The organism is Botrimarina sp. (assembly GCF_040219535.1).
Classification (GTDB): domain Bacteria; phylum Planctomycetota; class Planctomycetia; order Pirellulales; family Lacipirellulaceae; genus Botrimarina.
This window is the reverse complement of the sequence record NZ_JAVJSH010000022.1, coordinates 21949-34993: the sequence shown is the minus strand read 5'-3', so window position 1 is coordinate 34993 and position 13045 is coordinate 21949. Positions and strand designations below refer to the sequence as shown.

7 protein-coding genes are annotated in these 13045 nt (G+C 69.1%); 6 read left to right on the top strand and 1 reads right to left on the bottom strand.

Annotated elements, in window-relative coordinates; genetic code table 11:
* The first annotated feature begins 113 nt into the window (after positions 1-113).
* The 6 genes from RIC11_RS13540 (at position 114) to RIC11_RS13515 (ending at position 10974) form a co-directional block, all read left to right on the top strand.
* Positions 114-1235, top strand: a complete 1122-nt coding sequence (locus tag RIC11_RS13540; RefSeq protein WP_350212139.1) for a hypothetical protein — start codon at positions 114-116, stop codon at positions 1233-1235.
* A gap of 90 nt (positions 1236-1325) precedes the next feature.
* A complete protein-coding gene (locus RIC11_RS13535; RefSeq protein WP_350212137.1) occupies positions 1326-3221 on the top strand; it encodes a hypothetical protein in 1896 nt (631 codons plus the stop codon).
* Positions 3222-3387: 166 nt separating this feature from the next.
* Positions 3388-4458: a DUF1559 family PulG-like putative transporter gene (locus tag RIC11_RS13530; RefSeq protein WP_350212135.1), complete on the top strand. Its 1071-nt coding sequence runs from the start codon at positions 3388-3390 to the stop codon at positions 4456-4458.
* A gap of 47 nt (positions 4459-4505) precedes the next feature.
* Positions 4506-6548, top strand: a complete 2043-nt coding sequence (locus tag RIC11_RS13525; RefSeq protein WP_350212133.1) for a glycoside hydrolase family 97 protein — start codon at positions 4506-4508, stop codon at positions 6546-6548.
* Between the two features lie 47 nt (positions 6549-6595).
* Positions 6596-7711, top strand: coding sequence for a substrate-binding domain-containing protein (locus tag RIC11_RS13520; RefSeq protein ID WP_350212131.1), 1116 nt, complete (start codon positions 6596-6598; stop codon positions 7709-7711).
* A 50-nt stretch (positions 7712-7761) separates the two neighbouring features.
* Entirely contained in the window at positions 7762-10974 is a 3213-nt protein-coding gene (locus tag RIC11_RS13515) for a hypothetical protein (RefSeq protein ID WP_350212129.1), read from the top strand.
* Here the strand turns inward: RIC11_RS13515 and RIC11_RS13510 are convergent.
* Complete coding sequence (locus RIC11_RS13510) at positions 10952-12925, bottom strand: hypothetical protein (protein ID WP_350212128.1); 1974 nt, start codon at positions 12923-12925, stop codon at positions 10952-10954. The two genes, RIC11_RS13515 and RIC11_RS13510, sit on opposite strands and share 23 nt — an antisense overlap.
* Positions 12926-13045 lie beyond the last annotated feature (120 nt).

Below are 13045 nucleotides of genomic sequence, written 5' to 3'. Positions count from 1 at the left end.
CGCGTCCGGTGTGTACCGAACGGCCGCCTCTCGAGGCGGCGTCGCTGGGGGGCGGAACGCCCCGAGCGCCGATCGAGTCCGGCAGCATGCACCCTCTTCCAGGAGCATTACAGATGAAGGCACAAGTAAACACTCGGCTCGCGTGCTGGGCGGCGGCCGCGGCGATCGTCGCCGCCGGCGCGCAAGCGACCGCGCAGCCGATCGACAACTTCGACATTGGCCCCGGCCCAACCGAGTACGACACCGGGAACCTGTTGGGCCAGAACCCGACGATCATCGGATGGACCGGCGCCTGGCGCGACGGCTTCCAGGGCGACAGGGCGCAGGTCATCGGCACGGGCCTTACGTACCCTGGTCTGCCGACCTCGGGCGGCGCGGTCCAGTTCGGCGCCACCGACGCCGACGGCCGGATCGGCCGCGACCTCAGCAACCCGGTGACCGGCGCGACAGACAGCCGCACGCTCTACCTCAGCTTCCTGATGGAGGCCGACGCGGCGGTCGAAGGCAGCCAGATCACCTACGGCGGGTTCGAGTTGCACAACGCCAACGGCCTGGGCGACGGCGATCGCCAGTTCCAGATCGTGGTTGGTGAGAACACGAACGGCATGTCGCAGTCGCCGAACTATCAGGCGGTGTTGTTCAACTCGGACTCCGAGCAGTTCTTCGGCGACCTCGGCGTCAACGACGGGAACGTCAACCTGTTCGTCGCGAAGTTCGAGCTCAGCGACACCGACAACATGGACGCGGTCTCTGTGTGGCGGAACCCGAGCCTGGCCGCGGAGCCGTCGGTTGCCGACTTCTCGGCCTCCGGTTTCAACATCAACATCAACTCCACCAGTTTCGCGCGGTTCGGCGCGGCCGGCGTGTTCCAATTCGACGAGTTGCGCCAGGGGCCGACCTACGAGAGCGTCACCCAAGACGTCCCGGCGTTCATCCCGGGCGACACCGACGGCGACTTCGTCGTTGAATTCGAGGATGACTTCTTCCCGATCCGCGACAACTGGCTCGAGACGAACGCCACCTTCGGCGGACCGCTGGCCCGGTCCGACGGCGACCTCGACCTGTCGGGGGCGGTCGACCTGCGCGACTTCCGCGAGTGGAAGAACGCCTATCAGGGCTCGCCCGCCCTGGTGGCCGAGGCCTTTGCCCAGCTGGCTGCGATCCCCGAACCCGCGTGTGCGGCCCTGGCGATGCTCGCCGCGGCGCCGGCTTGGTTGGGTCGGTCACGCCGTTGACCTGACCGCACCGGACCGACCCGCCCCTCGCCGACGCCGCCCGACGCGGCGCCGCCCAGACCCGCACACCCAGCAAAGCCAGTCACCGTCATGAACAGAAACTTACTCCTCGCCGCCGCGGCGTTGACGGCCGCGATCGCGGCCGCGCCGCCTGCGGCGGCGCAGATCCGTTTTATCGACCCGGACTTCGCGGTCAGCGACCAGTGGAACAACGCCGCGAACTGGGACTTGTTCGAGATCCCCGACCCCGATTTCGACGAGGTCGCGATTGTCGGTTCGCCGGTCCTCGGCGCGGCTCTCACCGCGTCGGTCCAAACGAGCGGCACGATCGACTCGCCGTCGGTCATCCTCGGCGACGGCGGCGGCACGAACGGGACCCTGACGATCCCGACGGGCGTCACGTTCAACGTGCTCTCCGGCCTGGGGGCGGGCGACATGATCGTCGGCCAGAACGGCGGCGTCGGCATCCTCAATGTCACCGGCGGCACGCTCGACGTCGAGAACGCGTTGACCTCCGCGAGCGGCGCCCCGTCTAGCTCGATCAACCTCAGCGGCTCGGCGCAGGTCACGGTCGCTAACGCGTTCATCGATCGCGGGCTCAGGGTGGTTGGCAGCAATGTTAACTTCGACGCGACCACCCCCGACTCGAGCAACAACGGCCTGATCCTCGGGGCGGCGGGGACCCACACGTGGGTGATCCCGGCAGCCGGCGCATCGACGCTGCGGGTCGCCGGCAACGCCGACCTCGGCGGCGCGCTGCGGATCGAGTTCGACGGGGTCACGCCGGCGCTCGGTCAGACCTGGAACCTGATCGACGCGGCGTCGGTCGACGCGAACGACGCGACGCCGACCAACTTCGCCTCGGTCGTCACGACGGCCGACGCGTCGCTCGGCCCCGGCGCCCGCTTCGCCGTTAACACCGTGGCGAGCGGCGCCAGTGTGAACGGCGTGTTCGCCCGGCTGACACTCGAGCAGCAACCGGTGCTCCGCGTCAACCGCCAGACCGGGCAGGTCACGATCACCAACCCGGGCGGGGTCGCCACGGCCGCGATCGACGCGTACTCGGTGGGGTCGAACCTCGGCGCGCTCGACCCGCAGGCCTTCACCGGCGGCTTCAGCCAGGCGAGCGGTTGGTACGACGCCAACCCAACCGCCACCGCGATTTCCGAGCTCAACCCGCTCGGGTCGGGAACCGTGGCGGCGTCCGGTTCGGTGTCGCTCGGCGCGGTCTTCGACCCGGCCGCGCCCTCGACGTTCGGCGAGGAAAACGAAGACATCACCTTCCGCTACGCGAAGCCCGGCGGGGGCTTCATCGAGGGCGACGTCGTCTACGAGGGTCTGCCGAACAACACGCTCGTGCTCAACGTGGATCCCGCAACCGGTCAGACCCAGTTGGTCAACCCCACGGGCTTCACCGTTGCGATCGACGCGTACACGGTCTTGTCCGAGAGCGGCTCGCTGCTCACGAGCAACACGAGGTGGAGCAGCCTGCAGGATCAAAACGCCGACGGCGGCGGGTGGTTCGAAGCGAACGCCGGGCCGACGCAACTGGCCGAGCTCCTCGTCGATGGGGGTCGGACCCTGGGGCCCGACTCGGTGGTCTCGCTGGGCACGCCGTTCAGCACGACCGGACGGCGGGACCTGGAGTTCCAGTTCGCGTTGGTCGCGTCGAGCGATGGCGACTTCAACGGCGACGGGCTCGTCAACGCGGCCGACTACACCGTGTGGCGCGACAACCTCGGCGCGCCGGACGACTCGGTGCTCGGCGGCAACGGCGACGGCGTCGACGGCGTGACCCAGGCCGACTACCAGGTCTGGGCCGACAACTACGGCGCGACCCCCGGCCTCGGCGGCGAGTTGCTCACGGGCAAGGTCGTCTACGGCCCGGTGGTGGCTTTCGGCTCGTCGGCGGCCGTGCCCGAACCGTCGACGCTGCTTCTCGCTGTGTTCGCACTCGTTGCCGGCGCACGGAAGCCGCGGGAGTAGCCGAGCCGTCGCGCACCCCCGGGCGGCGCCCTTAGGCGGTGGGCGCTCGCGGGGGGAGGGCGGCCGGAAGCGTGGGTAGATGAAACTGGTCCTGCTGTGCGGGCCACGGCTCGCGCCGCGGGCCGCCACGAACACAGCGTCCGCTAAAGGTTAGGGAGGAACCAACGTGACCCGTCGAAACGCTTTCACGCTCGTCGAGCTGCTGGTGGTGATCGCCATCATCGGCATCCTCGTCGCGCTGCTGCTGCCCGCCGTGCAAGCCGCCCGTGAGGCGGCGCGGCGGACGCAGTGCAAGAACCAACTCCGGCAGATGGCCCTCGGCTGCTTGAACCACGAGAGCACCACCGGCCACATGCCCACATCGGGCTGGGGCTGGCGCTGGCAGCCCGACCCGGAGGCCGGTTTCGATCGGGACCAGCCGGGCGGTTGGACTTTCAACATCTTGCCGTTCATCGAAGAGCAAAGCCTCCGCGACGCGGCCGCGCCGACCGGCGATCGCACCGAGGACGAACGCCGGATGCTCGAACTCGTGCAGACTCCGATCTCCCTCTACAACTGCCCGAGCCGACGCGAGGCGCGGCTCTACACCTTCGAGAACAGCGTGCAGGCCGGTCTGGCGACCAACCTTCGCACTTGCCGCGCGGGCGACTGCGCGGTCGCGCGCACGGACTACGCGGGCAACGCCGGAAACAGCACCGCGTCGACCGGCCCGGCGGGCCCCCCCTCGTTGGCCGCTGTGCGAACGGGGAACGTCCAGTGGATCACCGATCAGCACAACGGGGTCATCTTCCAGCGGAGTGAGGTGCGGGTCGCCCAGATCACCGACGGGACGAGCAAGACAGCGCTCGCCGGAGAGAAGTACCTCAGCAGCGCGCTCTACGACAACGGCTACTCCAACGGCGACGACCAAAACATCTTCGTCGGCCACGACTACGACAACCTCCGGTACACGGGCCTGCCGAACCTGGGCGCGATCGGCCCGGCTGCCGACAGCCCCGAGCTGCGGCCGGTGGGCGTCAACTCCTCAGCGGTCACCGCCGGCCAGGACAAGCTGCCGGTGCAGAACAACCCGGCGGACCCGTTCGCGCCGATCTTCGGCGCCGCCCACCCGTCGACGATGAACATGGCGTACTGCGACGGGTCCGTGCAGTCGATCGCGTACGACGTCGAGCCGGAGATCTATTTCTTCTACGGCGGACGCAACGACGACGGCGACGTCTACCCCGGCACGAACTGAGCCCTTGCGGCCCCCATGCCGCGAACCTCATCGGTCATCCCAACAGCATGACGAAACTTCTCGTCCCACTCATCGCCGCGTCGGCTCTGATCGCTTGTTGCCGCCCGGCCTCGGCCGAAACCCGCGTCGCTTCGCCCGATGGGTCGATCGTCGTCGAGTTCGAACTAAGCGACACCGGCGAGCCGTCGTATAAGGTGACCCGGCGCGGCGAGCCGTTGGTGGCGCCCTCGCGCATGGGCTTCCTGCTGCGCGGCGGCGTGTCGCTCGCCGAGGGCTTCGCGATCGATCACCAGGGCCGGAAGTCCGTCGACACGAGTTGGACGCAGCCATGGGGCGAGTGCGAGGCGGTCCACGACCGGCACAACGAGCTGCGTGTCGGCCTCGCCCAGCCCGGGGGGGATCGGCTGCGGATGAGCGTGGTCTTTCGGGTCTTCGACGACGGAGTCGCATTCCGTTACACGCTGCCCGAGCAGGAGAACCTGACCGACGTGGTGGTCGCCGACGAGCTCACCGAGTTCGCCCTGGCTGGCGACTGGCCGGCCTGGTGGATCCCCGCCTTCCAGGACAACCGGTACGAGTACATCTACTCGCAAACGCCCGCCAGCAAGACCGACGCGGTCCACACGCCGGTGACCTTCCGCGCCGGCGATCGCTGCTACGTCAGCTTGCACGAGGCGGCGCTCGTCGACTTCTCGAGCATGGCGCTGAAGCGGACCGAAGGGACCACGCTCAAGGCGGCCCTCTACCCCTGGTCAGACGGCGTGCTCGTGCGCGCCGCCACGCCGATGGAGTCGCCCTGGCGGACGATCCAGGTGGCCGACACGCCGGCGGGGCTCTACCAGTCGGCGATGCTGCTCAACCTCAACGAGCCCTCGAAGCTCGGGGACACCTCCTGGATCGAGACCGGCAAGTACGTCGGCGTGTGGTGGGAGATGCACGTCGGGCGATCCACCTGGGAGTCGGGCGAGAAGCACGGCGCCACCACCGAGAACACGAAGCGTTTCATCGACTTCGCCGCGCGGCACGGCTTCAAGGGCGTGCTGGTCGAGGGGTGGAACCAGGGTTGGGACGGCGACTGGATCCAGAACGGAAAGAAGTTCAGCTTCACCGAGCCCTACCCCGACTTCGACATCGAGGAAGTGACCCGGTACGCCAACGACCGGGGGGTCTTCCTGATCGGTCACCACGAGACGGCCGGCGCGATCCCCAATTATGAGAGCCAGCTCGACGAAGCGCTGGACCTCTACCAGCGTTTGGGCGTCCGCGCGGTGAAGACCGGGTACGTCGACTTCGGGCCCGGGATCGAGCGGATCGACGAGCGGGGGAACGAGGTCGGCGAGTGGCACCACGGCCAGTACATGGTGCGGCACCACCAGCACGTGGTCGAACAAGCCGCCAAGCACAAGATCATGGTGGTCGCCCACGAGGCGATCAAAGACACGGGCCTCCGCCGCACCTGGCCCAACTTCCTCAGCCGCGAATGCGCCCGGGGCCAGGAGTACAACGCGTGGAGCGGCGAGTACCGCAACCCGCCCGATCACGTGAGTGTGCTCGCTTTCACTCGCATGCTGTCCGGCCCGATGGACTTCACGCCGGGCGTGTTCGACCTGAAGCTCACGACAGGGGACAAGCCGGGCAACCAGATCCCGAGCACGCTAGCGAAGCAGCTCGCTCTGTACGTGGTGATCTACAGCCCGATGCAGATGGCGTGCGACTTCCCGGAGGTGTACGAGAAGGAGCCCGACGCGTTGGCCTGGATCGTCGATGTGCCCACCAACTGGGAACAAACCCGGGCGCTCAGCGGGGGCATCGGCGACCACTGCGTCGTCGCCCGCCAAGAGCGCGACGGCGAGCGCTGGTACCTCGGCGCCGTAGGCGACGACGAGGCCCGCACACTCGACACGCCGCTCTCTTTCCTCGATCCCGACAAGACCTACACCGCCCGCATCTGGCGCGACGCCGACGACGCCCACTGGCGCGATAACCCGACGGCGTACGCCGTCGAAGAGCGCGGCGTCACGTCCGACACGGTGCTGACCCTGAAGCTGGCGCCGGGCGGCGGGCAGGCCATCCGTTTCACGCCGAACTGAAACCCATTCGATCAACGGACCTTCTCCTTCTTCCCGCGGGTAGAGCTATGAGCGCCGGAATCCGCTACGTGGTCTGGCCGATCGTGATCCTGGCGGCGATCGCGGTGGGTTACTACCTGAACACGGCGCCGACCAGCGTGGCGGCTGCGCCCGCGGCCAGCGAGCCCGGCCGGTACGTCTTTCTGGCTGGCGGCGCCGACCCGTACTGGGAACTCTGCGTAGCGGGCGCAAAGGAAGCGGCCAGCCGGTCGGGGGCCGAGGTCGAGGTCCGCATGCCGACCGGCGAGGGCGAGGAGGGCCTCAGGGAACAGCTCGGCTGGCTGCGCGACGTGGCCTCCGCAGGCGGCGTCGACGGCGTTGCGATCGGCCCGATCGATCCCGACCGCCAGACCACACCCATCAACACGCTTGCTGAGAAGGCGACCGTCGTCACGGTCGACTCCGACGCGCCGGGCTCACGCCGGATGTTCTACGTGGGATCGAGCAACTACGAAGCTGGCGAGATCGCCGCGCAGCTCGTCCGCGAGGCGCTGCCCGATGGCGGCCAAGTCGCCGTGCTGATCGCGAGCCTCGCGAAGACCAACGCCGCGGAACGCAGCCAAGGCCTCGAGGAGGCGCTCGCCGCCCCGGCTAAAGACGACTCCGCCAGAGTCGCCGCTTCGCCGCGGGGCGAGGAAGACGCCGCCGGCGGGGAGGCCGGCGAGGCGGGCGAACAACCCGAGTACGAGATCGTCGCGACCTACATGGACCGCGGGGACTACGAACTCTGCCGAGAGAACGTGCGTAAGGCGGTCGAGCAGAACCCGGGGCTCGACGCGATCGTCTGCACGTTCGGCTACCACGGCCCGATCGCCCTCGAGACGCTCGCCGGCATCGACGGCGGCGACGCCGTCCAGGTCATCGCGTTCGACGAGGACCCGCGCGTGCTCGACGCGATCCGCTCGGGCCGGGCGCACGCGACGATCGCGCAGGACCCATTCATGTTCGGGTACGAGGCGATCCGCATGCTCGAAGAGGTCCGCTCCGGCCGCTACCTGGCCCTGCCCGTGTCGGGGCGGGTCGATGTCGGCGTGCACTGCATCCCCGTGCGGGCCGACAACCTGGATGACTTTAAGAAGCGCCTCGAAGACCGGCTCGGTCAGGCGCGCTCCGACTCCACCTGAACCGCCGCGGCAAAGCCGCGGCTGGGCTGTCCTGAGAGATGCTCGCTTTGATGAAGACACCGCGTGGGATTGGGATAGGGTTGCTTGCGGCGGTGGTTGCTGCGTTGGCGGCGGCGCCCGCGGAGGGCGTCGACGCGTCGTCGCCGGCCATCCTGCAGTTCTTCGAGGCCCGCTGGGACCTTGTTGAAGACCGGATGGCCGACGTGCACGCGGCCGGCTACGGACGCATGTGGGTCCCGCCGCCCAACCGAGCCAGCGGCGTGCTGTCGGTCGGTTACGACGTGTTCGACCGGTTCAGCTTCGGCGCGCCGCGCGACGAAACCCGCTACGGGACCGACGCCAGCTTCCGCGCGATGATCGACGCGTCGCACAAGGCGGGCGTCACGATGCACCCGGACCTGTTGTGGAACCACAACGGCGTCGGCAACCGGACCGACCAAAACTTCGTCAACCTGGGCGGCTACCCCGGCTTCGCGCTCACACTGCCGGGCGACATCGACGGCGACTTCCACACGCCGTTCTTGGACTTCACGCAGGACGAGCTGCGTGGGCAGCTCGCCGGGCTGAACGACATCGCGCAGGAGAAGGACTACCGATTCGTGCGGCACCCGGTCGACCCGGCCAATCCCCAGAACATCCCCGCGGGCACGCTCTTCAACCGGCCCGACCCGACCAACACCAGGTTCTATCCCGACCGCGATCTGGGTGGCGTCGAAGTGTTCGACCCGCGGCGCGGCCAGACGATCACGCTCTGGAGCTTCAACGCCGACGATCCCACCGCCGGCGACCCGGTGTTAGAGAACTCGGTCGAGCTGTTGCAGCGGAACGTTCGCTGGATGCTGCAGGAGTACGACGTCGACGGTTTTCGCATCGACGCGGCTCGGCACTTCCCGCGCGACGTGCTCAACGACTTCGACAACGCGGCCTTTCTGGCCAAGCGAACGCCCTACCTCGACGGCAGCCCCCGGCACGCGTACTCGTTCAGTGAAACGGGCTTCGACAGCCCCGGCTTCCTGCAGGACTTCATCCGGCGTGACATCGACAACGGCGACCTCTCTCGGGTTGGCGGCAACCGCGACGCACTCGACTTCCGCTTGTTCAATCGCCTGAAGGACAACCTCACCGCCAACGGTGCAGCGAACAACTGGCACGGCGTGCGCGGCGCCGCGATGGACCTCAACGACGACGGCCTCATCAACGGCAGCCAAGGGGTGGCCTTCACCCAGAGCCACGACGAGGGCGGCTCGTTCCTCGAGAACGTGGCCCACGCGTACACGCTGATGCTTCCCGGCGAGGCGCTCGTCTACTTCAACGCCAAGGCGATCCCCAGCGACTCGTTCCCTCAGCCCGGCAAGCTCGACGCCCTCGGCGGCGCCTACGGCGACACGATCACGACGCTCGTCGGCTTGCGCAACTCGCACGGGCGGGGCGAGTTCCGCGAGCGTTGGATCGACGACGCGTTCAACCCGAATGGCTTCTCGAACTTCTACGCGTACGAGCGGTCGCGGTCGGCCATCGTCGGCCTCAACAGCCGCAACGATTCGGTGGCCCTCCGGCGCAACGGGGTCCAGACCGACTTCGCGCCGGGCACGATCCTGGTCGAGCTAACCGGCAACGCGGCCGACCCCGCGGTCGACCCCTCCGGCGACATCCCGGAGTCCTTGGTCGTTGGGCCCGGCGGCCAGATCGACTTGACGGTTCCCGGCTCGGGCGGCCACGGCCGCGGCTACGTCGTCTACGGCGTCGCGCCCCCCGAGGGCGTGCTCGGCGTGACCTCCAGCGGCGTCCTCCCCGGCGCGCCGCCGAGCACGTCGACGAACGGCTCGGCGCGGCTGGCGGACGTCGAGGTGATCAGCGACCCGACGTTCACCGTGCGGCTCGACACGTCGCCGGTCTCCGTGCCCAACCCGAGCGGCCCCGGTTCGGTCCGCGACCCCCACGCCGACGCGGACCGCGCGATGCTGCGTATCGATGGCGGACTGGACCTCAACGGCAACGGCGCGGTCGACGCCGTGACGCCCGGCGATGTGGCCTACGGCTTCGAAGAGTTTCAGACCACCAATGCGCCCGGCTACGTGTGGAACGGCTTGCAGAACGTCGGGTCGGGGCAGGGCGTCTACGAGCAAGCCGTCGACGCCACGCAGTTGTCCGAAGGGCGGCACCACCTCACCGCGCGGGCCTTCCGCCACCGCGATGCGTCCACCGGCGGCGACGGCGGGCCGGCTGTGTTCACCGACTTCCGCAAGACGCTCTACGTCGACCTCCTGCCGCCCGAGTCGGAGGTCACGAGCTTCGCCCCCTTCGCGAGCGACCCGGGCAATCCCAACAACCGCGACCTCATCGTGACCTCGCGCGACCAAACGGCCGAGCGGGTCCACGTGTTCCTCGACCTGCCCGCGGCGACAACCGACGAGCAGATCCTCGCCATGGTCGACGCCGACCAGGGCCGCGCCGGGTACTACGACCGGGACAAGTTCATCACTGGCCAGTTTGGCGTCACCTCGGGCAACCACGTCGCGACGATCGTTTCGATCGAGCCCACCGGCACGACGAACATCCAGCGACAAGCCGGGCTGTTCACCCAAACCGAGTTGGGGCTCGGGCTCGGCGACCTCAACGCCGACGGTTCGGTCAACAACGCCGATTTGATCGGCCCCGTCGGCTTCGAGACGGTTCTCTACTCCCGAAACTCGCTGTTCAACGCGGCGGCCGACCTGACCGCCGACGGCCTCGTCGACACCCGCGACCTGATCGCTCTGCCGAGCGTCGTGCTGGCCGCGGCGACCGACCCGAGGGTCCCGCAGCGGCTCGAGCAGGTGCTGCTCCGCCGGGGCGACGTCAACGACGACGCGCAGACCGACGCCGGCGACCTGGCGGCCATCCACGCCGGCCTGGGCGGCGAAGACTGGCTCCTCGACATCGATGTCGACGGCCTCGTCACCCCCAGCGACGCCCGCCTGCTGGTGACCGAACTAGCCCGCACCGACCCGGCCGACTTCAACCTCGACGGCGCCGTCGACGCGGCGGACTACACCCTTTGGCGCGACGCGCAGGGCGGCGCGTTCACCGGCCTCGGCGACGCCGACTTCGACGGCGACGCCGACTCCGACGACTATGGACTCTGGCGCGACGCGTTCGGCGCACTCCGCGAGCCGCTCGAGCTCGCGACCGCTTCGAACGCAACGCCCGAGCCCGGTTCCCTAACGCTCGCCGCACTTGTGCTGGCGGCTGGCGGCGCGGCTACTCGCCGGCGTCGAGCTTGAACGTGAACTGAACGTAACGGAAACCGCGGGGGGTGTCGTAGACGGTTGAGCCCGACGGCGCCGCGTGACGCATCAGCGCCTCGAGCGACGGCACGCCCGCGTCGTCCAGCGCGTCCCGGAGCCAACGCATCGGGGGCGCCATCTCGGCCAGGTTGTCGAGCTGCCGGCGGCTCTCGTCCGACGTGCCCGCCGCGTGCCACCGCCGGAACTGCTCGCCCGGGTCCTCGTAGATAAGCAGGCGCCCTTCCTCGCCGCCGACGGTATCGGCGCCGAGCCGCGCGGCGCGGCTCGAGGTCAGCCGGAACGTGAGGTGCTCTCTCAGCCGGGGTCGCTCCCCGGCGTGGGTTTCGATCATCTTCACGAGCAGCCGCTCGGTTTGGCACAGCACGAGGTCGTCGCCCAAGATCGCTGCGGACCCGAAGTCCGCACTGCTTTGCACACGGGTCGTGTCGCCTTCTTGCTCGACCCGGAGCGAGTCGGTCGGCTCGCGGTCGCTCGTCAGATAAGGCACGCCGGCGTGCTCGCGCCATTGGACCTTCACGTCGGCATTGTCCAGCAGCCTCCGGACGGCCTCGTCGGCCACAGCCGGGTCGTTCACCCGCAGCAGCACCGCCCGAGCGGGCGCGACGCGCGGCGCCTCGCCCTGCTCGATGTCGCCGAAGCCCTGGATCGTGGCGAACCGTCCGTCGAGCAGCGAAACGAGCTCCCCGGGCGTGGCGCCGACCTTGTCGGTGAACTGCTCTTGGACCAGCGTGGAGAAGGTCCCCTCGCCGCGGATCTTGTCGTGAAGCTGCTCGGCGCCGTCGAGGATCGCGCCGAATTCGACGGCGCCGCACGTGTAGCTGGCCACGTCGGCCGGGATCGCGTCGCAGGGCGTGGGGTCGGTCGGTTCGAGCCGCGCCATCTTCAGCACCCCCGCCCGCGGGTTGTCGAGCAACAGGTGGGCTCGGATGAGGCTGTCCCATTCGCCCGCGTCGATCCACATTGCTGCGGCGGCCCCCCCGACGCCGTCGAGCCCAAGGACGGGGAGCGTTGCCAGGGCGAAACGCATCCCGACATTGCCGTCGGACGCGGCGCGGAAGATGCCGATCGGGTCGACGAACGCGGCCGCGTCGGGCGGCACGGCGTCGCCGCCGCCGATCCGGCTCTCGACGCACTCGCGCAGGGCCTCGGTAAATGCGGCGTTTTCCGCCAGCGGCGCCGCGTATCGATCGCGGAGCCGGCGGACACGCTCCTCCGCTTGCTCGTCGGCGGTCGCCTCGTCGTCGCCGGCGTCGGCGTCGGGCTCGGCGGGACCAGGGGAGGGGGCCGGCGCCGAGGCGACGCCGTCTGCTTCGTCCCACTTGAGCAAGGCCGACTCGAGCAGCACGGGGTCGTTCGACGCGAGCAGGACCCCCTCCCGCTCGGCGATCCCCCACGCGTTCGACGCGTCGTTGTCGGGCCGGAAGACAGTGGCCGTCGTGGCGCCGACGGGCTCTTCGCGGACCTGCCCGCCCCCCTGTTGCTCCGCGTATCGCTTGAGCGAGTCGATCAATTCCTGCGCCCGCTGTCGGCCGCTCCCGTCGTCCTCGGCCGCGAGTTGGCTGACCGTGTCGGCTAGCGCGATCACGCCCGGCGGCTCGTTCCGGCGTGGCACGACGGCCACCGCCACTTCGCCTTGGAACAACAGGAGCAACTCGTCCAATCCGCCGCCGGTGACTTGTCCCGGGCCCGAGCGGAACGCGTCGTCGATACGGGAGTACAGCGCTAGGAGAAACGGAGCGATCTCCGGGTCGGTAAAGAAGTTGGAGCCGTTCACCTTCGCGACCAGCGTGGCCGCTTCGGGCGTGCGGAAGAACACGACCGACCGGCTCGGGAAGAGCCGCATCGCCGTGGGCCGCTGTGCTAGGGCCGGCAGAGCCGAGGCGGCCGCCGCGAGCAGCACGGCGGCGGACAGAAGGTTGCGCGTCACGGAGTGTCTCCTAGAGAGAAAACCTTGTCCCGCTCGGTTCGGCGCCCAGCGGCGTCGATGGGTGGCTAGAATAGGGCAGCAGAGGTTTCGAGAACCTTCCCTGTTGCGAGAGGGCTCGCC